General features: G+C 71.2%; 22 protein-coding genes. 9 read left to right on the top strand and 13 right to left on the bottom strand.

Features of this window, described 5'->3' with window-relative positions; genetic code table 11:
• Positions 1 to 8 precede the first annotated feature (8 nt).
• Complete coding sequence (locus JKJ07_RS17715) at positions 9 to 674, bottom strand: response regulator (RefSeq protein WP_202992702.1); 666 nt, start codon at positions 672 to 674, stop codon at positions 9 to 11.
• A complete protein-coding gene (locus JKJ07_RS17710) occupies positions 671 to 1,750 on the bottom strand; it encodes a sensor histidine kinase (protein WP_202992701.1) in 1,080 nt (359 codons plus the stop codon). Before JKJ07_RS17710 ends, JKJ07_RS17715 begins: the two co-directional genes overlap by 4 nt.
• Positions 1,751 to 1,884: 134 nt before the next feature.
• On the opposite strand from JKJ07_RS17710, the gene JKJ07_RS17705 reads away from it, so the two are divergent.
• Both JKJ07_RS17705 and JKJ07_RS17700 read left to right on the top strand, forming a co-directional pair.
• Positions 1,885 to 3,021 (top strand): serine hydrolase domain-containing protein, encoded by a 1,137-nt coding sequence (locus JKJ07_RS17705; RefSeq protein ID WP_202992700.1) that lies wholly within the window; start codon positions 1,885 to 1,887, stop codon positions 3,019 to 3,021.
• Positions 3,022 to 3,070: 49 nt separating this feature from the next.
• Positions 3,071 to 3,763, top strand: a complete 693-nt coding sequence (locus JKJ07_RS17700; RefSeq protein WP_202992699.1) for a hypothetical protein — start codon at positions 3,071 to 3,073, stop codon at positions 3,761 to 3,763.
• Here the strand turns inward: JKJ07_RS17700 and JKJ07_RS17695 are convergent.
• Both JKJ07_RS17695 and JKJ07_RS17690 read right to left on the bottom strand, forming a co-directional pair.
• Entirely contained in the window at positions 3,747 to 4,403 is a 657-nt protein-coding gene (locus JKJ07_RS17695) for a hypothetical protein (RefSeq protein ID WP_202992698.1), read from the bottom strand. The two genes, JKJ07_RS17700 and JKJ07_RS17695, sit on opposite strands and share 17 nt — an antisense overlap.
• Positions 4,404 to 4,422: 19 nt before the next feature.
• The gene (locus JKJ07_RS17690) at positions 4,423 to 4,881 is read right to left on the bottom strand and encodes a carboxymuconolactone decarboxylase family protein (protein ID WP_202992697.1); all 459 of its coding nucleotides are present in this window, start codon (positions 4,879 to 4,881) and stop codon (positions 4,423 to 4,425) included.
• Positions 4,882 to 4,977: 96 nt separating this feature from the next.
• Between JKJ07_RS17690 and JKJ07_RS17685 the strand changes: the two genes are divergently transcribed.
• Positions 4,978 to 5,835 carry a sigma-70 family RNA polymerase sigma factor gene (locus JKJ07_RS17685; protein ID WP_438871414.1) on the top strand — a complete coding sequence of 286 codons (858 nt, stop codon included), beginning with the start codon at positions 4,978 to 4,980 and terminating at the stop codon, positions 5,833 to 5,835.
• Positions 5,836 to 6,448: 613 nt separating this feature from the next.
• Here the strand turns inward: JKJ07_RS17685 and JKJ07_RS17680 are convergent.
• Entirely contained in the window at positions 6,449 to 7,654 is a 1,206-nt protein-coding gene (locus JKJ07_RS17680; protein WP_202992696.1) for a DUF4241 domain-containing protein, read from the bottom strand.
• A 93-nt stretch (positions 7,655 to 7,747) separates the two neighbouring features.
• The gene (locus tag JKJ07_RS17675) at positions 7,748 to 8,383 is read right to left on the bottom strand and encodes an FMN-dependent NADH-azoreductase (protein ID WP_202992695.1); all 636 of its coding nucleotides are present in this window, start codon (positions 8,381 to 8,383) and stop codon (positions 7,748 to 7,750) included.
• Between the two features lie 93 nt (positions 8,384 to 8,476).
• Between JKJ07_RS17675 and JKJ07_RS17670 the strand changes: the two genes are divergently transcribed.
• The gene (locus JKJ07_RS17670; RefSeq protein ID WP_202992694.1) at positions 8,477 to 9,040 is read left to right on the top strand and encodes a MarR family winged helix-turn-helix transcriptional regulator; all 564 of its coding nucleotides are present in this window, start codon (positions 8,477 to 8,479) and stop codon (positions 9,038 to 9,040) included.
• A 33-nt stretch (positions 9,041 to 9,073) separates the two neighbouring features.
• Here the strand turns inward: JKJ07_RS17670 and JKJ07_RS17665 are convergent, their stop codons facing one another.
• From JKJ07_RS17665 to JKJ07_RS17655, 3 genes are read right to left on the bottom strand one after another with little or no spacing between them, the layout of a single operon-like run.
• On the bottom strand, positions 9,074 to 9,394 hold the full coding sequence (locus JKJ07_RS17665; protein WP_202992693.1) for a hypothetical protein: 321 nt from the start codon (positions 9,392 to 9,394) through the stop codon (positions 9,074 to 9,076).
• A 47-nt stretch (positions 9,395 to 9,441) separates the two neighbouring features.
• Positions 9,442 to 10,245 (bottom strand): IclR family transcriptional regulator domain-containing protein, encoded by an 804-nt coding sequence (locus tag JKJ07_RS17660; RefSeq protein WP_202992692.1) that lies wholly within the window; start codon positions 10,243 to 10,245, stop codon positions 9,442 to 9,444.
• Between the two features lie 11 nt (positions 10,246 to 10,256).
• Positions 10,257 to 11,642 (bottom strand): amidohydrolase family protein, encoded by a 1,386-nt coding sequence (locus tag JKJ07_RS17655; RefSeq protein ID WP_202992691.1) that lies wholly within the window; start codon positions 11,640 to 11,642, stop codon positions 10,257 to 10,259.
• 186 nt (positions 11,643 to 11,828) lie between these two features.
• Here JKJ07_RS17655 and JKJ07_RS17650 point away from each other — a divergent pair, with 186 nt between their 5' ends.
• Genes JKJ07_RS17650 through JKJ07_RS17630 form a run of 5 tightly spaced genes read left to right on the top strand, consistent with a single transcriptional unit; the run spans position 11,829 to position 15,908 of the window.
• Positions 11,829 to 12,959: a CaiB/BaiF CoA transferase family protein gene (locus JKJ07_RS17650; protein WP_202992690.1), complete on the top strand. Its 1,131-nt coding sequence runs from the start codon at positions 11,829 to 11,831 to the stop codon at positions 12,957 to 12,959.
• Positions 12,944 to 13,723 carry a citryl-CoA lyase gene (locus JKJ07_RS17645; protein ID WP_202992689.1) on the top strand — a complete coding sequence of 260 codons (780 nt, stop codon included), beginning with the start codon at positions 12,944 to 12,946 and terminating at the stop codon, positions 13,721 to 13,723. Before JKJ07_RS17650 ends, JKJ07_RS17645 begins: the two co-directional genes overlap by 16 nt.
• 3 nt (positions 13,724 to 13,726) lie before the next feature.
• Entirely contained in the window at positions 13,727 to 14,593 is an 867-nt protein-coding gene (locus JKJ07_RS17640; RefSeq protein WP_202992688.1) for a DODA-type extradiol aromatic ring-opening family dioxygenase, read from the top strand.
• A complete protein-coding gene (locus JKJ07_RS17635; RefSeq protein ID WP_202992687.1) occupies positions 14,590 to 14,952 on the top strand; it encodes a hypothetical protein in 363 nt (120 codons plus the stop codon). The genes JKJ07_RS17640 and JKJ07_RS17635 overlap by 4 nt, the downstream gene beginning before the upstream one ends.
• On the top strand, positions 14,949 to 15,908 hold the full coding sequence (locus JKJ07_RS17630; protein ID WP_202992686.1) for a quinone oxidoreductase family protein: 960 nt from the start codon (positions 14,949 to 14,951) through the stop codon (positions 15,906 to 15,908). The genes JKJ07_RS17635 and JKJ07_RS17630 overlap by 4 nt, the downstream gene beginning before the upstream one ends.
• Here the strand turns inward: JKJ07_RS17630 and JKJ07_RS17625 are convergent.
• From JKJ07_RS17625 to hrcA, 4 genes are all read right to left on the bottom strand, one after another.
• Entirely contained in the window at positions 15,892 to 16,353 is a 462-nt protein-coding gene (locus JKJ07_RS17625) for a DUF8821 family protein (protein ID WP_202992685.1), read from the bottom strand. The genes JKJ07_RS17630 and JKJ07_RS17625 overlap by 17 nt on opposite strands.
• 101 nt (positions 16,354 to 16,454) lie before the next feature.
• Positions 16,455 to 17,930: an SMI1/KNR4 family protein gene (locus JKJ07_RS17620; protein WP_202992684.1), complete on the bottom strand. Its 1,476-nt coding sequence runs from the start codon at positions 17,928 to 17,930 to the stop codon at positions 16,455 to 16,457.
• Between the two features lie 127 nt (positions 17,931 to 18,057).
• Positions 18,058 to 19,200 (bottom strand): molecular chaperone DnaJ, encoded by a 1,143-nt coding sequence (gene dnaJ / locus JKJ07_RS17615; protein ID WP_202992683.1) that lies wholly within the window; start codon positions 19,198 to 19,200, stop codon positions 18,058 to 18,060.
• Between the two features lie 17 nt (positions 19,201 to 19,217).
• Complete coding sequence (gene hrcA, locus JKJ07_RS17610; RefSeq protein WP_202992682.1) at positions 19,218 to 20,240, bottom strand: heat-inducible transcriptional repressor HrcA; 1,023 nt, start codon at positions 20,238 to 20,240, stop codon at positions 19,218 to 19,220.
• Positions 20,241 to 20,339 lie beyond the last annotated feature (99 nt).

Here is a 20,339-nt window from a genome sequence, read left to right as displayed (position 1 = left end):
CCCGCACGCTATCGAACCGGCGGAGTGCCCGGCACGACCAGCCCGCTCTCGTACGCCGCCACCACCGCCTGGGCCCGGCTCGACAGCCCGAGCTTGCCCATCAGCCGCTTCACGTGCGTCTTCACCGTGGCCTCGCTGAGCACGAGCCGCCCGGCGATCTGGGCGTTGCTCAGCCCGTTGCCGACCAGCCGCAGCACCTCGGTCTCGCGCGCGGTCAGCTCGTCCAGCCGCGAGGTGTCGAAAGACCTCTGCCCGTACGTCTCCACGAGCCGCTGGGTGATCCGAGGGGCGAGCAGGATGTCGCCGTCGACGATGGTGCGCACGGCCGTGATGATCCGCTGGGGTGGCGTGTCCTTGAGCAGGAACCCCGACGCGCCGTCGCTCAGCGCCGTGTAGACGTACTCGTCGAGGTCGAAGGTGGTCAGCACGATCACCTTGGGCGGCGGCAGGGCCGCCGACGCGAGGATCCGGCGGGTCGCGGCCAGCCCGTCCAGGCCCGGCATGCGAATGTCCATCAGCACCACGTCCGGCCGTGTCTCGCCGGCCAGCGCGACCGCCTGCTCCCCGTCCGCGGCCTCACCCACCACCTCGAGCCCGTCGGCCGCGCGGAACAGGGCGACCAGCCCGGCCCGGATCAGCGGCTGGTCGTCCACGACAAGCACCCGGATGCTCATGCCGGCAACCTCAGCAGCACCTCGAACCCGGTGATGGCCGGCCCCGCCGAGAGCACCCCGCCGTAGAGCGCGGCCCGCTCCCGCATGCCGCGGATGCCATGACCGGCCTGGAACGAGCCGCCTACGCCGTCGTCGCTGATCCGCATGGTCAGAGTGTCCTCCCCGTAGTCGAGCGCGACCCGGGCCTGCGCGTCCGGTCCCGCGTGTTTGAGCACGTTCGTCAGCGATTCCTGCACGGTTCGATAGGCGCACAGGTCGGGGCCGGGCGGCAGCGGCCGGCTCTCCCCGGTCACGGCGAGCTCGATCGCCAGCCCGGCGTCCCGCATCCGCGCCACGAGGTCGGGCAGCAGCTCCAGGCCCGGCTGCGGCCGCAGGTCGGCCTCGTCGTCGTGGTCGATCCGCAGCACGTCGAGCAGCCGCCGCATCTCGAGCATGGCGTCGCGCCCGGCGTCGCCGACCGTGGCCATCGCGGCCTTGGCCGTCGGCGGATCGGTGTCGACGACGAACTCGGCCAGCCCGGCCTGCAGCGTGATCACCGACATGTGATGGGCCACGACGTCGTGCAGCTCGCGGGCGATCCGGACGCGCTCCTCGGCCACCGCCCGGGCCGCCTCCGCCGCGGCCAGCTCGGCCCGCCGGCTCCAGCGGCGGGTGGCCTCGCCCAGCGCCCACGCGCCCACCAGCACCAGGCCCGACTGCATGACCTGGGGCCACGCCATCTCGTCGCGCTGCGCCACCCAGGTGACCATGAGCAGGGCCACGGTCGCCCCGAGACACAGCGCCGCCACGGAGCGGGGACGCAGCATCGCCACCGAGAACATGGCGACCAGCAGGCCGATCCCGCCGCTCGGGAAACCTTCGCCGCCGACCAGGCCGGCCACGCCCAGCGCGGCCGCGATCACGGCCAGGGTGAGCACGGGGGCCACCTGGCGCAGGGCGATCGGGGCGACCGACAGCACCGCGAGCACGATCAGCGCGACGCTTGGCGGGCCGGTGCTCCAGCCGTACAGGGTGGCCAGGGTCAGCCCGGTGAACAGCGCCGCGAGCAGCACGTCCACGAGCAACGGTCTTCGCACGCGGCCCACGCTAGCCAGGGCCGCCCCTAGGGGCATCGACCGGCGGGGGTATCCGCGTCTACCCCCACGGGGGTAACCGGAGTTCCCGTCCTCGGGGGACGAGATCGGTCGATGTCTTCCCTAGCGTCGTCGGCATGATGAACTTGCTGGCAACGACGATGGTGGCGGCGACGCTGACGGTCCCCGGCGGCGGCCCGGCCGCGACCCTGCAGCGGCAGGCCGACGAGCTGCGCCGCCAGGGCGCCCCGGCGGTGCTGCTCGAGGTGGACACCGACCGGCGCGACATCCGGGTGCGCAGCGGTGACGTGCCGTGGCGGGCGCATTTCCGGATCGGCAGCTTCACCAAGACGTACGTGGCCGCGACGCTGCTGCAGCTGGTCGGCGAGGGCAGGCTGAGCCTCGAGGACAAGGTCGACAAGTGGCTGCCCGGGCTGGTGCGCGGCAACGGCAACGACGGGCGGCAGATCACCGTGCGCCAGCTCCTGCAGCACACGAGCGGCCTGCCCGACTACCTCGCGGGCATGCCCTACCTGTTCGACCAGAAGCTCTTCGAAGAGCACCGGTACGAGGGGATCACCAGTCTCGAAGCCGTCAAGTTGGCCATGACGTTCCCGCGCGAGTTCGCGCCCGGCACGAGTTGGAACTACTCCAACACCAACTACATGCTGGCCGGTCTGATCATCGAGAAGGTCACCGGCCACACCTGGCGCGCCGAGGTCCGCGACCGGATCGTGCGCCCGCTCGGGCTGACCGAGACCACCCTGCCCGGCAACAACCCGAACGTGCCGAATCCGCATGCGACCGGCTACGAGCGCTTCCCCGGCCCGGACGCGACGCCCGAGGACCCGGACTACGGCGAGCCGATCGACGCGACCCGGCTCAACCCGACGTGGGGCGGCGCGGCCGGCGAGATCATCAGCACGGTCGACGACGGCAACACGTTCCTGCGCGCGCTGATGCGGGGCCGGGTGCTCAAGCCCGCCCAGCTGGCCGAGATGAAGCGTACGGTCGCCGTCAGCGACGAGTTCCGGGCGAACTGGCCGGGCGCCCGTTACGGGCTGGGGCTGGTCTTCGTGCCCAACTCGTGCGGCGGCTCGTGGTCGCACGGCGGCGACATCCACGGCTACAAGACCCGCAACGGCGTCAAGCCCGACGGCTCCCGCAGCGTCGTCGTCACCATCAACACCGACTCGCTCAAGCGCGACGCGGGCGTGCCCAAGCCGGCCCATGATGTCACGCTCGACATCATCGACACAGCTCTCTGCAAGTAACCCGATCGGTGGGTCGCCCCGGGCCGGGAGCTCTGCTTAGCCTGGCCTCATGCGGTTGCATGTCGCGGTAATCGACGACCACGACCTGGTCCGGGGCACGCTCGGCGCCGACCCGCGGCTGCGGGTGCTCGACCCCGGGGCGACCCAGGGCGACGTACGGCTGCTCGACCCGCTCGGCGCGGGGCCGCCGGAACGCGTACGGGAAATGCTCGCCGACGATGTGCCCACAGTGGTGCACACAGCCGGCGCGGACGCCCGGGCCAAGGTCGCGGCGTGGGCGAGCGGGGCCAACGACGTGGTCGCCAAGGGCCTGGGCGCCACCCACCTGGCCGACACCCTCTGCACCGCCGTGACCCACCCCTTCCATCTCGGCGCCGGGCTGGCGCAGGCGATCGTCGAGGTGACCGGCCGCGACGGGCTCCCGGTCGAGGCGCGGCTGGGCGAGGTGCTCGGCCAGGTCAGGCGGGGCCGGCGGCTCACCGCGGCGATGCGGCACGCCGGGCTCAGCGGCTCCCAGTACGAGGCGGAGATCCGGGCCCTGCGCGACATGATGCGCCGGACCGGGCTCGAGCTGACGCCGGCCCCGACTCCACGCGACGCGCTCGTCCTCTACGCCGAGGGGTGCGGCCTGCCGGAGATCCAGCAGCGCCTCGGCGTCGGCCCGGACACGCTGGCCGCCCTGCTCGGCCCCGTCCCCGACCGGCTGCGCGCCGACCTGAACGCCCTCAACCCCGATCGCTAGGCTTCCGGTTGGCGCGAATCCGGGCGATCGCGTCGTCCCACTCGTCGGGCTCGTCGGGCTTGCCCGAGCGCACCACGAAGTAGTCCGCGTCGGAGATCACCGCCCACACCAGCGTCAGCACCACCCCGAACGCGACCGCCGTGCCCACGCCCTGCGCGACGTCCTCGAACCACGAGTAGAACGCCGGATAGAGCGCCGCCTGCACCTGCTGGACGCGGTCGCCGATGGTCGCGGCGGTCATCGTCTCGAAGTAGTCGCGCAGATATTTGGGCTGGCTCGCGTCGGCCCCGATCGTCATCAGCCCGACCAAAAAGATCCCGAAGGCGCCGCCCAGGGCCCAGCTGCGCGCCCACCGCACTCCCTTGAGGATCAAAGGCGCGAGCCCACCGTACGCGAGACCGGCCGCACCCAGGACGATCAGCGTGACCGCGCCCCGCCCGTCCCGGATCAGGGCGGGCGGGATGATGCCGTACTCGGTCTCGATGTCTTGCAGCAGGGACCGGAGCCGATCCGCCTCGGGCGAGGCCCACCAGACGAGATCGAGAACTCCGGCCGTGATCAGCAGTGCGCCGGCCGGCACCATGAGCCAGGCCAGCAGGGTCGCCGTCCGCACAGTGCGGGGCGCTTGACTCCCCGTCATGCCCCGGATGCTAGACCCTTCAGCCCCAGTTCTGGGGGGCCTGCTGGCGCGTGGTCACATTGATGCGGTTGAAGAAGTTGGTCACCGCGATCCACAGCACGATCGCGGCCAGCTGCGGCTCGTCGAAGTGCTTGGCGGCCTCGTCCCAGATCGCGTCGGGCACCGCGTCCGGGTTGTCGGCCAGCCGGGTGGCGTGCTCCGCGAGGGCCAGCGCGGCCCGCTCGGCGTCGCTGAACCACGGCGTCTCGCGCCACACGGCCACCGTCATCAGCCGCTCGTCGGTCTCGCCGTTCTTGCGGGCGTTGCGGGCGCCCGACTCGACGCAGGGCGCGCAGCCGTTGATCTGACTGCCCCGCAGGTGCACCAGCTCGAGGATCGCCGGGTCGACACCGGCCGAGTGGGCCGACTTGTAGAGCAGGTTGATCGCCTTGATCGAGTCGGGCAGAAAGGAAGCGGGGTTCGCCATCCGAGCCTGCATGATTCTCTCCTCCGAGATTTTCGCGGCGACGCGTCACATCGGCGCGTTCCGGTCCGTCGGAGGTGCGACGAACCGGCCCGGCCCGATGTGACCGATGTGACGCAGGCCACAAACCAGGAGGCGACGATGACCCCGTACGAGCGTTTCGAGGCGAACCGGCCCCGGCTGCGCGCGGTGGCGTACCGGATGCTCGGCTCGGCGGCCGAGGCCGAGGACGCCGTGCAGGAGGCGTGGCTGCGCCTCGACCGGACCGGCGCCGGCCACATCGACAACCTGGACGCGTGGCTCACCACCGTCGTCGGCCGGGTGTGCCTGGACATGCTCCGCTCCCGCGGCTCGCGGCGTGAGTCTGTCCTGCCCGAAACCGAACCCGCCCGCACAACCGGCCCCGAGGACGAGGCGATGCTGGCCGACTCGGTCGGGCTGGCGCTGCTGGTCGTCCTGGAGACGCTCACCCCCGCCGAACGGCTCGCCTTCGTGCTGCACGACCTGTTCGCCGTGCCGTTCGAGGAGGTCGCCCCCATCGTCGGCCGCACCCCCGACGCCGCCCGCCAACTCGCCAGCCGGGCCCGCCGCCGCGTCCGCGCCCAGCCCGAACCCCCGGAACGCCCAGCCGGCCGCGAAATAGTCGAAGCCTTCCTCACCGCCTCCCGCGACGGCGACTTCGAGACCCTGCTGAGCCTGCTGGACCCCGACGTCCGCCTGCGCATGGACGAGCAGTTCCACAACCTGCCCACCGAACTGCACGGCGCCCGAACCGTGGCCCAGTTCTACGTCGGCCGCGCCCAGGGCGCCTTCCCCGCCCTCATCGACGGCACGCTGGGCTTCCGAGTAGCCCCGAACGACGACACGATGCTGGTCGTCACCCTCACCGTCACCGACGGCCGCATCACGTCCTTCGAGGCCACCACCAACCAGGACCGCCTGCGCGAGATGGAGATCCTGCCCCTCTGACCCGCCACGCTCTTTTCTCAAGAAGATCAAGAGCCTGATGTCCCAGCGGGGTGGCGGGTGACGGACCGTCGCTCCCGCGGGGACCGCGGCGGCTTTCGCTGGCCGCTGACGCGTCCAAACCACGAAACCCACCCCGGCGACGTGAGTGAGTGGCCACGCCCAAAAGCCAACCCCGGCGTGAACTGCCACTCGCCGCAAACCCGTTCCCACCGACGGGCTGCCGATCCGACAGTGTTCGCCGCGGTCGAGCGGCCCGTCCGACGACGCGGTGATTGCCGGCCGACGCGCATGCCGGGTCTCGTCGATCAACGGCTCGGGTCATCGCCGGCCACCGAACTCAGCGTGGGCCAGCACTGGCCTGCCGCCGACTTCGCGCCTTTCACCAGCGAGCGAGCCGGGTTGGGGTATGGCGTGACCACTCACGCACGTCGCCCGGGTGGGTTTCGCGTTCTGGACGCGTCAGCGGCCAGCGAAGCCCGCCCGGGTCCCCGCGGGAGCGACGGTCCGTCACCCACCACCCAGCCGGGACATCCGGCTCTTGATCTTTGTGAAGGGGCTCAGCCGTCGCCCGGGAAGAGGAGCATGCGGCCGCTCTTGATCTTTGTGAGGGGGCTCAGTCGTCGCTGGGGAAGAGGAGCATGTCGGCGACGAAGGCGGTGATCCGGTTTTCGTGGTCGCGGCCGATCCATGTGGGGTAGGCGCCGTCGCCCCAGCCGCTGGACCAGGCGATCATCTCGCCCGCGGCTACTGAGGCGAAGCGGGGGTTGCGCAGTTCGAGGGACTCCCATTCCTCGCTGAGGCGTTCGCGGTTGGCCTCGTCGACGAAGCAGGCCATGCCCGCGTCGACGCCGAAGCCGAAGAACTCGCCGTAGCCGAGGTCGAGCGGGTCCTGTCCTTCGCGCAGCGCCAGCTCCCAGCGGACCGGGCGGCGGTCGCTGACGTCGAGGCGGGCCGCGGCGACCCGGCTGTGGTTCTCGTCGTCGGTGAACGTGGCCAGGCTGATCGTGACCGGGTAGGTGCCGGGCGAGACCGTCATCAGGAACGGCTCCTCGCCGTAGTCCAGCGAGGACGGGTCGGCCGCCACCAGTTGCCCGGAGGGCAGGTTGAGTTTGCCGGCCGGGTGGGTCGAGATGCGCATGCGGCGTTCGCCGACCGTGCGTTCGGCCCCGTCGCGGAAGAGGGTGCTCAGCGCGCGGGGCTGCAGCGGGCGGGGCGGGAACCAGGGGCGCTCGGCCGAGGTGCGGCTGGGCAGGCTGTGTGCGGTCGCTTCGGTGATCCGGTGACGGTCGCCGGGTTCGCGGGGCAGGACGCAGACCTCGTTGAACGGCGCCACGCAGGCCTCGGCGTGCACCCGGGAGGCGCGGTCGAGCAGGGCGCTCCAGCGGCCGAAGGCGGGCAGCGGCAGCCGCGGCGGGGTGAAGCCGTCGTCGCTGAAGGTGCTGCGGCCGCCCCGCTGACCGGCCGGCTCGATGTCGTCGCTGCGGCGGCCGCCGATCTGCCAGGTCGTGCGGTGCCGGGCCGAGGAGTCGTCGGCGGGGCTGGCCCACGTCGTCGACTCGCGCAGGAACAGGTCGCCCTCGGGGGCGCGGCGCAGCTCGTGGGAGACGACCCGGTGACCGCCCGCGTCATATCTGAGCACCGCGCAGTAACCCTCGGTCCATGAAATGTTCAGCACGGTGTGTAAGCGATCGCCGGCGAGCAGCACCACGGAGTACGGCTCGCCGGCGGAGTCGCGGGACTCGGCCTGATCCTGGGTCAGCGGGTTGACCAACCCGTTGTCCCAGCCCTCGCAGTACGCCGCCGCCAACGTCGTCTCCATGAGGCGCGATCTTATTCAGGAACGGCGGGGTTTATCTGCCCCTTGACCGCGTACGAGAGCGTGGCGAGAGCGAATTGAGAGAACAACCGTGCGTCAGCGGGACGCCAGGGATCGACCCGCGTGAGTAGCGGCCTCGTGCGCGGCCTTCTTCAGCAGCTCGGCGGTGTCGCGCAGCGACTCCATGGCCGGGTTCACGGCGGCCAGGGTGAGCTCGCGCTCGATCAGGGTGAGGTCGCCGCCCCAGATGTCCTCGACGACCCGGCGCAGGTATGCGGTGTTGTGGTCCCAGCCCTCGCGCGGGGTGCCGGGGCCGTAGCCGCCGCCGCGGGTGGTGAGCACGATGACCGGCTTGCCGTCCAGCAGCCGCTCGTCGGGGCTGGTGGCCCCGGCCATGACCAGGTCGATCCAGGCCTTCACGTGCTGCGAGATCCCGTAGTTGTAGAGCGGCAGGGCGAGGATCGCGGCCTCGGCGTCGCGGACCTCGGCGGCCAGCTGGTCGGCCAGGGCGGTCGCCTCGCGCTGCGCCTCGGTGCGCTGCTCCGCGGGGGTGAACTTGGCGTGGATGGCGTTCGCCCAGGCGTCGGCCGGCAGGGGCGAGGCGCCGAGATGCCGGCGGACGAACGCGGCGCCGGGGCGGACGGCGGTCCACTCCGCCTCGGCCACGTCGGCCAGCTCGCTCGAGGCCGACACGGGGCCCTGGATGCTCGAGTCGATGCGCAGAACGGTCATGATGCCTACTCCCTAGCGGGTTGAATGTTCAATGACGATGCTGACACCTCGGTGTTGAACATTCAAGTGCGCGGGGGCGGTATTCTTCCGGTCGTGAGCACCGACACGTCCGACGAGCGGGTGGCCCAGGAGGCGCCCTGGCTCGACAGTGAGGAACGCGCGGCGTGGATGACGCTGATGGCGATGGTGATGACCCTGCCCACCGCCATCGAGGCCCAGCTCAAACGCGACTCGGGCATCAACTTCTTCGAGTATTCGATCCTGTCGTCGCTGTCCCGGCCGCAGGAGCACGCGGTGCAGATGAGCAACCTGGCGCACATGTCCGGCGGCTCGCTGTCCCGGCTGTCGCACGCGGTGAGCCGGCTCGAGAAGCAGGGCTACGTGCGCCGCCGCACCAACGAGGCGGGCGAGGGCCGATGCATCGAGGCCGTGCTCACCCCGGAGGGCTACGCCGCGCTCGTGGCGGCCGCGCCGGGCCACGTACGGGAGGCTCGTCGCCTGGTCTTCGACAATCTGACCCCGGCTCAGGTGCGTCAGTTGCAGCGCATCGCGCACGAGATCACCGCGGTCGCCGCGCCCGCCACGAGCCGGCACATCGACTCCGAGATCGAGGCGGCCGACCGGGCCGAGCAGGGACGCCCGATCCCAGGCTGCTGAGAAAAGGCTGCTGAGAAAAGGCTGCTGAGAAAGCTAACCGTCGAGGCGGCTGCGGGCGCGGTCGACCAGGGTGGGCAGCAGCTCGGCCCGCCACATCTCCAGGTGGACGCTGCCGTCCGACATCCCGGCGCCGTGGGCGAACTCCTCGCGGAACACCCAGGGCGCGGTCTCGGTGGCCAGGTCGCAGCGGGCCACCCGGTCGAAGGTCGCGATCAGCAGCCGCTCCACCTCGCCCACCGACGGCGGCAGGGCCAGGCCGGTGAGCTGCTCGCACATGGCGCGCCAGACCCACGGGTCGCCGCGCAGACCCCACCGCACGGGTTCGGGGTCGAAGAGATCGGTCACCAGCCTCACCGGATCAGCGTGGCACGACCGGAGGGTAACCGCACCGCGAGAAATTCTCAGACTGTGACGGTGGGGACGGCTGCGGTCAGTGACCAGTCGTGGCCGATGTCGGCCGCCGTGCGCAGCAGCCGGGGCAGGTGCTCCTCGACCAGGGTCTCGAGCGTCGTCTCGGCCGCGTGCACGGTCACGTTGATCGCGGCCACCACCCGCCCGTCCCCACCCCGTACGCCGGTGGCGATCGACCGGATGCCTGGCGCGAGATCCTGATCGGCCAGCGCCCACCCCTTGGCCCGCACCTCGCGCAGCGACGCGTCGAGCTCGGCCGGCGCCGGCTCCCAGCGCGCGGTGATGCCCGAGCGGGACGGCTCGGCCAGCACGGCGGCCAGCTCCTCGGCGGGCAGCGCGGCCAGCAGCACCTTGCCCATCGAGGTGGCCGGGGCCGGGAACCGGGTGCCGATCGTGACCGCCAGCGTGACGATCTTCGGCACGGCCACCCGGGCCACGTAGACGATGTCGCCCCCGTCGAGCTGGGCCATCGACGTCGACTCGTTGGTCAGCGCGACCAGCTTCTCCATGTGCGGCCGGGCCACGTCCCACATGTTCTGCGCGTTCACGTACGCCATCCCGAGCTCGAGCACGCGCGGGGTGAGCGCGTACCCCCGGCCGTCGGCCCGCACGTAGCCCAGCGCCTCCAGCGTGATCAGGATGCGGCGCACGGTGGGCCGGGCCAGCCCCGTGTGACCGGCGATCTCGCTGAGCGTCATGGCCGGCGTGCCCGGACGGAAGGAGCGCAGGACGTCGAGGCCGCGGGCCAGCGCCTCGATGAAGTCGGGTCCGGCGCCCCTTCCGATGTCCGTCATGGAACGGGACCCTACTTGGTGTACTGATACGGGTTGTGCAGGATCCGGGCCTCGGGGATGTCCGGGTTCATGCCCTGCTTCCAGGCGTCCTCGCCCAGCGTCGCGCGCAGGTGGTCGATCGTCGCGGTCACCTTGCCCCGGGCGGCGGCCAGGTCGGCGTCCACGAGCTTGCCGTCGCGCTTGACCGTCCGGCCGCCGATCACGACAGTGTGCACGTCACCGCGGGCCGCCTGGAAGACCACATGCCCGTACGGGTTGAGCAGGGGGAACATGACCGGGGAGGCGTCGTTCTTGATCAGCACGACGTCGGCCTGACGGCCCGGGGTGAGCGCCCCGATCGCCGAGTCCAGCCCCAGCGCCTTCGCCCCGCCGCGGGTGGCCCAGTCGACGACCTGCCCGGCCCGCAGGTGGTGGTGGGTGACCGTCTCCTGCTTGCCGTGCGCTTCGAGGTGCTCGCGGGCCCGGTCGGCGCTGAGCGTGCTGCGCATGGCCGAGAACAGGTCGCCGCTCCACCACACGCTGGTGTCCATCGACAGCGACACCGGAATGCCGTGGCGCCGCAGCTGCCAGGTGGGCGGGTAGCCCTGACCGGCGCTCTGCTCGCTCTCGGTCGACACCGACACCGAGCCGCCGGTGGCCGCGATCCGGTGGTAGGAGTCGCTGGAGAGCGTGGCCGCGTGCACGTAGACGTGGCCGGGGCTCATGAAGCCGCTGTCGTGCATGAGCCGGATGCCGTCGTCGTTGGTGGCGCCCCACACGCCGGCGTGCGTCGTGACCGGCACCCCGAGCTCGCGCGCGACCTCGAAGGCGGCCTTCTCGGGGAAGGCGGGGTCGCCGGTGACGTCGAACGCCAGCTGGAACCCGGCCAGCTTGCCCCCGTCGACGCGGCGGCGGTAGAAGTCCTGGAACTCGGCCGACGTCGCCCACTCCCACGGACCCTGCTGAATGTTCCCGTACGCCAGCACGAACCGGCCCGGCACGGCCTCGAGCGCGTCGACCGCGGCGTCGGCGTGGTCGACGCTCTGCAGGCCGTGCGACCAGTCGACGGTCGTGGTGACGCCGGAGTCGATCGCCTCGAGCGCGCCGAGCAGGTTGCCGGCGTAGATGTCCTCGGGCCGGAAGTGTTTGCCCGACTCGAGGTAGTACCAGACGAAATACTGCGTGAGGGTCCAGTCGGCGCCGTAGCCGCGCATCGCGGTCTGCCACAGGTGCCGGTGGGTGTCGACCATGCCGGGCATGAGGATGCCGCCGGAGGCGTCGATCTCCTCGTGGCCGTCGGGGGCGGTCAGGTTCGGCCCGATCTCGGCGATCTTGTCGTCGACGATCAGCACATCGGCGTTCTCGAGCACGGTATGCGAGTCGTCCATCGTCAGAACCAGGCCATTACGGAAGATCATCGCGCATCCTCTCCTGGATTTCCGGACTGGTGTCCGCTCAGCGGTCAGCCGGAGTGGCGTCAGTGTGCTCCCGGCCACTTGCGCGGTCAATAGTTTGTTTCGGCTTTATGAAGCGCCCGTTGACACGCGGGGTGCGCCGGAGCAAGCTGTCCGGGCGGACGAGTGTCCGCAGAACGGGCGGTACGCATGACTGAGCACGGACCTCTGGCCGGCCTCCTGGTCGCGGACTTCTCCCGGATCCTCGCCGGGCCGTACGCGACGATGCTGCTGGCCGACCTCGGCGCACAGGTGATCAAGGTGGAGGGCCCGGGCGGCGACGACACCCGCACCTGGATGCCGCCGGTCCGCGACGACGTGTCGACGTACTACCTCGGCATCAATCGCAACAAGCGGTCGATCGCGCTCGACCTCAAGAACGAGGCCGACCTGGCCGACGCGCGCGAGCTGGCCCGCCGGGCCGACGTCATGATCGAGAATTTCCGGCCGGGCGGGCTCGCGCGGTTCGGGCTCGACTACGACACCGTGGCCGCGGCCAACGAAAAGATCGTCTACGCCAGCATCAGCGGCTTCGGCACCGGCGCGGGCGCTGGCCTGCCCGGTTACGACCTGATGGTGCAGGCCATCTCCGGGCTGATGAGCCTCACCGGCGATCCGGACGGCTCGCCCTACCGGGCCGGCATCTCGGTCTTCGACGTCATGGCGGGCATGCACGCCAACATCGGCATCCTGGCCGCCCTTCACCACCGCGCGGCCACCGGGCGCGGCCAGCACGTCGAGGTCAACCTGCTCAGCTCGGCGCTGTCCGGGCTGGTCAACCACTCCAGCGGGTTCGTCGCCGGGGGCACGATCCCGTTCCGCATGGGCAACGCGCACCCCAGCCTCTTTCCGTACGAGCCACTGCCCACCGCCGACGGCGAGCTGATCGTGATCGCGGGCAACGACGGGCAGTTCCGCAAGCTGTGCCAGGTGCTCGACCTGCCCGGCCTGCCCGACGACCCGCGGTTCGGCCGCAACCAGGACCGTACGGCGAATCGCGAGGCCCTGCGCCCGATTCTCGTCGAGCGGCTGGCCACCCGGACGAAGGACGAATGGTTCCGCGACCTGCTCGCGGCGGGCGTCCCGTGCGCCCCGATCAACACGATCGACGGCGGCGTCGCGTTCGCCGAGGAGGTCGGGCTCGACCCCGTGGTCACCACCCGCGGCGTGCCCGGCATCCGCAACCCCATCACCTTCAGCGAGACCCGGCCGCGGTACGAATTGGCGCCGCCCGGGCTTGACGAACACGGCGAGGAGATCCGCAAGTGGCTGAGGAGCTGAGCTTTCCGACCGGCCTCGGCACGTCGACCCCCGAGACCATCTCGCTGCTCGGGCAGGACCTGGCGGCCGACCTGATGGGCCAGGTGGGCTTCGGCGAGCTGGCCTTCTGGCTGGTCGCCGGGCGCCGGCCCACGGCGGGCGAGGTCCGCGTCTTCGAGGCGGTGCTGGTGGCGCTGGCCGATCACGGGTTCACGCCCACCGCGATCGCGGCCCGGCTGACCTATTTGTCCGCTCCCGACTCGCTGCAGGGCGCCATGGCCGCCGGGCTGCTCGGCGGCGGGTCGCGCTTTCTCGGCGTGACCGAAGACTGCGGGCAGTTCCTGGCGGCCACTCTGGTCGGCGCCGGCGTGGAACGGGACTACGACGTGATCGCACTGGAGGCGGTCCGTCAGGCCAAGGCTTCAAAACGTTTCATTCCCGGCCTGGGTCACCCCGTGCACAAAGATCTCGACCCGCGGACCCCGGTGCTGATTCGGATCGCTACCGAGGAGGGCGTCTACGGGCCCCACCTGCGATTGTTCGAGGCGATCGGACGGGTGCACCCCGAGGTGCTGGGGAAACGGTTGCCACTCAACGGGGCCGGGGTGTGCGGCGCGGCGCTGGCCGACCTGGGTCTGCCCACCGACCTGCTGCGGGGGTTCGCGTTGCTGGCCAGGGCGGCCGGACTTTTGGGACAGATCGCTGAGGAGCGGCGTAATCCCATCGCGATGGATATCTACCGAACTGTCGACCGAAATGCCGTCTACGAGCCCCGGAAGGATTGAGGCATGGCCAGCATCGTCGCGGTCATCGCGTCCACCCACCACCCGTTCTACTATCGCGCCAGCACGGCCACCGGCGAGGACCGCCCGCCGTTCGCCGACGAGTGGACGCGCAAGATCCTGGCCTTCCGCGAGACCCTGACCAGGGCCAACCCGGACGTGCTGGTGATGGTCGGCTCCGACCACTTCCACCAGCTCTGGCTCGACAACATGCCGCAGTTCCTGGTGGGCAAGGCGCCCTTCTACGACGCCAACTGGTACAACGAGGAGCGCGAGTTCGGCCTGCCCAGGATGCTGCTCAAGGGCCAGGAAGACCTCTCGGCGCACATCCTGCGGGCCGGGCTCGACGACGGCTTCGACCTGGCGTTCAGCAACGAGCTGCGGATCGACCACAGCATCACCTGCCCGATCATCACGCTGCGGCCCGAGGCCGACCTGCCGATCGTGCCGATCTACACGAACATCTTCGCGCCGCCGCTGCCCCAGCCGTCGCGCTTCGTCAAGCTGGGCGAGTCGATCCGGCGCATCATCGAGAGCTGGCCGTCGCACCTGCGGGTCGCCGTCATCGGCACCGGGCACCTCTCGCTCGAGCTGGGCGGGCCCCGGCAGTTCGGGCCGCACGGTCCCGACCCGGAGTTCGACCGGCGCGCGGTCGAGTGGATCGCGACGGGCGACCTCGACAGTTGCCTGCGCGAGGTGACGCTGGACAGCCTGCACTCGCCGGGCAACGCCACCCACGGGTTCATGGACTTCATGCTCATGATGGGCGTGGCCGGGGCCGGCGCGAAGGCCGACTACGTCGACACCCTTGACCTGTTCCACACGATGGAGGCCTACTTCACCTGGTATCCCTCAGCCGGAGGCGCGCTGTGAGCAAATATCTGCTCAACAAGTTTCTCTACACCGTGGACCGGGATCCCGACCTGGTCGAGCGGTATCGCTCCGAGCCGCGCGAGCTGGTCACCTGGTGGGAGGACGCGCGGGCAAACACGGTGCTGAACTGCATCAACGGCGAGTCCAGCACCTGGCTGCGGTTCACCGACGACGAGCGGGCGGCCCTGATCGCCCATGACCACGTGCGCCTGTTCGAGCTCGGCGCCCACCCGTTCCTCACGCTCACGCTGTTCATCGCGATGTTCGAGCGCGACAACACCGAGCCGCTGGAATATCAGAAGGCGTTCGGGGCCCGCCTCGCGCACTTCGACATGCCGTACCCGGACATCGCCACATGATCCCGGCGGCCGTGCTGCGGGTGTGCGGCCGGCCGCCGTCGATCGAGGAGCGGCGGCCGCCCGTCCCGCATGCGGGCGAGGTGCCGATCCGCGTGGCGGCGGCCCCGATCACCCCGCTCGACCTGCTCTGCGCGTCGGGCACCAGCTACTTCGGACAACCCGCGACCCCGTACGTTCCCGGCGTGCAGGGGGTCGGCCGGCGCGACGACGGCACCCCGGTGTGGTTCGCGACGTCGGCCGGCATGCGACCGGGCGACGGCAGCATGGCCGCCGAGGTCGCGATTCCGTACGTGGATGTCGTGCCCCTGCCACCGGCGGCGCCGCTGACCCTGATCGCCGCGCTGGGCCTGTCGGCCGTGGCCGCGCACGCCGCCCTGACCCGCACCGGCGGGCTGGCCGAGGGCGAAGTGGTCGTGGTGCTCGGCGCGGGCGGGGTCGTCGGCCAGGCCGCGATCCAGCTCGCCCTGCTCGGCGGCGCGTCCCGGGTGATCGCCGTGTCCCGCTCCGCCGACGCCCTCGACCGGGCCCTCTCGCTGGGCGCCGCCGATGCCGTCGCCCTGCGGCCCGACGACGACGCCACCTCCCTCGCCGAGCGCCTGCGCGCCGTGGCGGGGCTGGTCGACCTCGTGCTCGACCCGGTCTTCGGCGTGCCCGCCGCGGCCGCGCTGCGCGTGCTGCGCCCCGGCGGCCGCATGGTCAACCTGGGCAGCTCGGCCGGCGCCACCGCCCCGCTCGACTCGGCCACGCTGCGCAGCGGCTCGCTCAAGATCCTCGGCTACACCAACAACGGCCTGTCGGTCGGCGAGCGTGCCGACTCGCTGGGCGTGGTGGCCGAGCACGCCACGGCCGGGCGGCTCACCGTCGCCCACGAGGTGGTGCCGTTCGGCGAGGTGACCGAGGCGTGGTCGCGCCAGGGCTCCGGACGCGCCGTGCTCTCCTTCAGTGCTCCTTCTTGATCACGAAGTAGGACCCGCGGATAGTGCCGGCCAGCTTCGACTTCTGCCGGGCGAACTTGAACGAGCCCAGCTCCTCGGGCACGTCCATGCCGTCCGACAGCTTGAACCCGACCGCCCGCTTCCCACCCTCCGCCAGCCCGTACATCACGTTGATCGACAGCCCGCTCTCGTAGAACACGTACGCCATCCGCGTGTTGTCGACCTCGAACGCGGTCGCCTCGAGCGGCTTGGACGCGATGACCAGGCCGCGCTCCTCCTCGAGGATCCGGCTCACCCACTCGACGGTCGCCGCGGCCTCGGCAGCGGGCTCGACCGTGAACACGTGGTCGAACTTGTTCTTGAAGTACCGGGCCTCGTTCGCCCGCAGCCCCGCCAGCGCGGGCGCAACCGGCGACGACTCCAGCCCGACGGTCGACACGGTGGTGAAATCCACGATGTAAGCCATGACAGGTGTCCTCACGCACATGCCGTCCCCCTCGTGGGAACGCCTCTACTCCTCTGACGGATTCTGCGCGCAAGGTGTGACGGCGGTCCCCGATTCGCTGGTCAACCGCTGGTGAGAGTGCGGACACGGCCTTCGCGGCCGAGCGCCCGGAACCAGCGGGCGGCGTCACCCACCCCGGCCGAGCCGCCCAGCCCGGCCGCGGCCAGCCCGGCCGGTCGCCACCCGGTGGCCAGCAACTCGGTCCACTGACGGCCGCTGAGGGTCAGCACCTTCAGCGCGGGCAACGTGGCGATCACGCCGATGTCCGGCACGGTCGCCCCGGACAGATCCAGGCGGACGAGGCCGGGCAGCGTGGCCAGGCCGGCGATCGGTGCGGGTTCGGCGTTGCCGCTCAGCACGAGATCGACAATCGTCGGCGGCAACGCGGTGAGATCCCACCGTGCCGCCTGGACGTCCAGGTGTTCCAGGGGCAGCCCCGGGGGCAGCGTCAGCTTGGCCTTCCCGCGAACGACCATCGAGCGGAGGCTGGTGAAGGGCGCGAGGTCGGCGGGGCGGATCCGGGCATCGGTGCGCAGCACCACCCCCTGGGCCGTGAGCGGCAGGTCCCGGAGCCGGTCCACCCTGATCTCGGGGTCGGGCGGTGACGGGCGCTCGTCACCCAGCGTCGTGATCGCCCGGCGCAGCAGGTCGGTGATCGAGGCGGCGACGTAGGCGACCGGCGCCCACACGTCGCGCCCGTGCGTGACGACCTGGCCGGCGCGACCCCGCGGCCCCGGGTCGAGGTCGACGGCCGCGAAGTTCATGCCGTAGTCGCGGGCGAACGTCACCCAGCCGCTGCTCGACGACACCCGGCGCACATGCCCGGCCGGTACGCAATCGAAGATCACTGCGTCGTCGAACGGGCCGTCCTGGTAGCCGGGATGGTTCTGCCGGTTCCACTCGACGACCACGTGCAGCGGCGCGAGCACGAACGGGTCGAGCAGCCCCGACTCGTCCCGGTCGTCACCGACCAGCCGGTAGAGGGCCCGCAGATCCTCCGGCAGCCGCACCCCCAGCTCCCGTTCGGCGGCGACGATCTGCTCCTCGGCGTGGCCGGGCGCATACCCCCGCGGATGGTGGCGCGCGGTGAACTCCCCGACCAGCCGCCCGACCTCGGCCAGCACGGCCGGGTCGGTGCCGCGGGTGCCGGCGACGCCGGGTTGCCGGGCCGGCGGCCGCTCATGCCCCGGCAGGCGGAACTCCTCGTCCAGCACGATCCGGGCCGGCAACGACGGCACGTCCCGCGACCAGTGGATCGTGTACGTCCCGTCCGGATCACCGATCATCTCGAGAACCAGACGACCGGCGGCCACCCCGCGCAGCGCCTCCTCGGCGTGGTTGAGGTCCAGATTGTTCCAGCGGCCGAGCAGGGCCGGCTCGCCCGCCAGCGTGTAGGTCTGGCTCTGGCTGCCGTGCGAGTGCACGGTGGCCAGCTGATAGCCGGGCTGCCGCAGGCCCGCTACGAACGCCCGGCCCAGGCGGTGCAAAGCAGCGTCGATCTCGGTCACCGCGGGGTTGGCCTTTCGGGGCGTAACCACTCACTCAGGTCGCCGGGGCGGGTTTCGCGTTTTGGACGCGTAGCGGCCAGCGAAAGCCGCCCCGGTCCCCGCGGGAGCGACGGTCCGTCACCCACCACCCCGCTGGGACATCAGGCTCTTGATCTTTTTAATGGCCGTTGAAGGCGTCCCGCATGCGGCTGAAGAACCCGCCCTGCTTGCTCAGCTCGGCGATGTCCTCGCCGCGGGTCTTGGCGAAGTCACGCAGCATGCGTTCCTGATCGCCGGTGAGCTTGGTCGGCGTCTTGACGTCGAGGTGCACGAAGAGGTCGCCGCGGCCCTGGCCCCGCAGGTGGGGCACGCCCTTGCCGCGGATGCGCAGCGTGGACGCGGGCTGGGTGCCGGCCTTGACCTCGATGCCCTCCTCGCTGTCGAGCGTCTTGATCGTCAGGCGGGTGCCGAGCGCGGCCGCGGTCATCGGGAGCGTGACGCGGCAGTGCAGGTCGTCGCCCTTGCGCGAATAGACGTCGTGCGGGCGCTCGTGGATCTCGACGTAGAGGTCGCCGGGGGTGCCGCCGCCGGGGCCGACCTCGCCCTGCTGGGCCAGGCGGATGCGCATGCCGTCCTCGACACCGGCCGGGATCTTGACGGTGAGCGAGCGGCGGGTGCGCACGCGGCCGTCGCCGGCGCAGGTCGGGCAGGGGTGCGGGATGACCGTGCCGTGACCCTGGCAGGTCGCGCACGGGCGGGACGAGACGACCTGGCCCAGGAACGTGCGCTGCACGCTCTGCACCTCGCCCCGGCCGCCGCAGGTGTCGCAGGTGGCCAGGTGGGTGCCGGGGGCCGTGCCGGCGCCGGAGCACTGGGTGCACAGCACCGCGGTATCGACGGTGATCGGGGCCTCGACACCGAACGCCGTCTCGACCAGGTCGAGCTCGAGCCGCAGGATCGCGTCGGCCCCGGGACGGGTGCGCGGGCGCGGGCCGCGGGCGTTGCCGCCGGCAGCCGTGCCGAAGAACGCGTCCATGATGTCCTGGAAGCCGACGAACGGGCCGCCCGCTCCGCCGGGCCCACCGGCTCCGCCGCCACCGCCGGGGGCGAGCGGGTCGCCGCCGAGGTCGACGATCTGCCGCTTCTGGTCGTCCGAGAGCACCTCGTACGCCGCGTTGATGTCTTTGAACTTCTCGTGCGCTTCCGGATCGGGGTTGACGTCCGGGTGGTACTGCCGAGCCAGTTTGCGGTAGGCGCGCTTGATGTCGTCGTCGGTGGCTTCCCGGCTCACACCGAGAATGCCGTAGTAGTCCTTGGCCACGGGCTCCGCAATCCTCGTCAGTTCTGTGCTAGAAGGTCGCCCACGTAGCGGGCCACCGCGCGCACGGTCGCGATGGTGCCGGGGTAATCCATCCGGGTGGGACCGAGCACGCCGAGCCCACCGACGATCGTCGCACCGGGCCCATACCCCGTGCTGACGACGGACGCCGACCGCAGGTTGTCGATCTGGTTCTCGTCGCCGATCCGGACCCGGGTGGTGCTCGGTTCCAAGTCGCCGATGAGCTTGAGCAGGATGACCTCTTCCTCGAGGGCCTCGAGGACGGGGCGCAGCGTGCCCTGGAAGTCCAGCACGCCCCCACGTGTCAGATTAGCCGTGCCCGCCAAGGCGAGGCGTTCCTCACTGCGCTCGACGAGCGTCTCGAGCAACACTGAGGCCAGACAGGCCATGGTGGCGCGGCTGTCGGGGCTGCAATCGTCGACCAAACCTTGCACGAGCGGCGGCGTGTCGGCCAGCTTCTGCCCGGCCAGTTTCTCGTTGACCCGCCGGCGCAGGTCGGTCACGTCGTCGGGCGGGACGGGCGAGGGCAGCTCGACCAGGCGCTGCTCGACGCGGCCGGTGTCGGCGATCATCACGAGCATGAGCCGCGTGGTCGAGATCGGCACCAGCTCGAGGTGGCGCACCGACGAGCGGGCCAGCGACGGATATTGCACGACGGCGACCTGGCGGGTCAGCTGGGCCAGCAGGCGCACCGTGCGGTGCACCACGTCGTCGAGGTCGACCGCGCCGATCAGGAAGCGCTCGATGGCCCGGCGCTCGGCCGGGCTGAGCGCCTTGACCTTGGAGAGCCGGTCGACGAAGAGCCGATAGCCGGCGTCGGTGGGCACCCGGCCGGCGCTCGTGTGCGGCTGGCGGATGTATCCTTCCTCCTCCAGCACGGCCATGTCATTACGCACCGTAGCCGGGGAGACGCCGAGCTGATGCCGCTCGACCAGGGATTTCGACCCGACGGGCTCCTGCGTCTCGACGTAGTCCTCGACGATCGCCCGCAGCACCTCGAGCTTGCGGTCATCCAGACTCACAATGACCCCTCCCTCTCTGGCACTCGTAACGACAGAGTGCCAGTCTACGTCGCCGCCGTCGGGAGCGCGATGATCGAGTGGAGTGTCTATTCGCCGACT

Origin of the sequence: Paractinoplanes lichenicola (genome assembly GCF_016785085.1) — a bacterium.
GTDB lineage: Bacteria > Actinomycetota > Actinomycetes > Mycobacteriales > Micromonosporaceae > Actinoplanes > Actinoplanes lichenicola.
The sequence above is the reverse complement of the archived record's forward strand: the minus strand, read 5'-3'. Positions and strand labels throughout refer to the sequence as shown.

Bases quoted from the DNA above. Each gene is read 5' to 3' on its own strand.
- JKJ07_RS17715 (WP_202992702.1), bottom strand. From the start codon at position 674: ATGAGCATCCGGGTGCTTGTCGTGGACGACCAGCCGCTGATCCGGGCC.
- JKJ07_RS17705 (WP_202992700.1), top strand. From the start codon at position 1,885: ATGATGAACTTGCTGGCAACGACGATGGTGGCGGCGACGCTGACGGTC.
- JKJ07_RS17700 (WP_202992699.1), top strand. From the start codon at position 3,071: ATGCGGTTGCATGTCGCGGTAATCGACGACCACGACCTGGTCCGGGGC.
- JKJ07_RS17695 (WP_202992698.1), bottom strand. From the start codon at position 4,403: ATGACGGGGAGTCAAGCGCCCCGCACTGTGCGGACGGCGACCCTGCTG.
- JKJ07_RS17690 (WP_202992697.1), bottom strand. From the start codon at position 4,881: ATGCAGGCTCGGATGGCGAACCCCGCTTCCTTTCTGCCCGACTCGATC.
- JKJ07_RS17680 (WP_202992696.1), bottom strand. From the start codon at position 7,654: ATGGAGACGACGTTGGCGGCGGCGTACTGCGAGGGCTGGGACAACGGG.
- JKJ07_RS17675 (WP_202992695.1), bottom strand. From the start codon at position 8,383: ATGACCGTTCTGCGCATCGACTCGAGCATCCAGGGCCCCGTGTCGGCC.
- JKJ07_RS17660 (WP_202992692.1), bottom strand. From the start codon at position 10,245: ATGACGGACATCGGAAGGGGCGCCGGACCCGACTTCATCGAGGCGCTG.
- JKJ07_RS17655 (WP_202992691.1), bottom strand. From the start codon at position 11,642: ATGATCTTCCGTAATGGCCTGGTTCTGACGATGGACGACTCGCATACC.
- JKJ07_RS17650 (WP_202992690.1), top strand. From the start codon at position 11,829: ATGACTGAGCACGGACCTCTGGCCGGCCTCCTGGTCGCGGACTTCTCC.
- JKJ07_RS17640 (WP_202992688.1), top strand. From the start codon at position 13,727: ATGGCCAGCATCGTCGCGGTCATCGCGTCCACCCACCACCCGTTCTAC.
- JKJ07_RS17630 (WP_202992686.1), top strand. From the start codon at position 14,949: ATGATCCCGGCGGCCGTGCTGCGGGTGTGCGGCCGGCCGCCGTCGATC.
- JKJ07_RS17625 (WP_202992685.1), bottom strand. From the start codon at position 16,353: ATGGCTTACATCGTGGATTTCACCACCGTGTCGACCGTCGGGCTGGAG.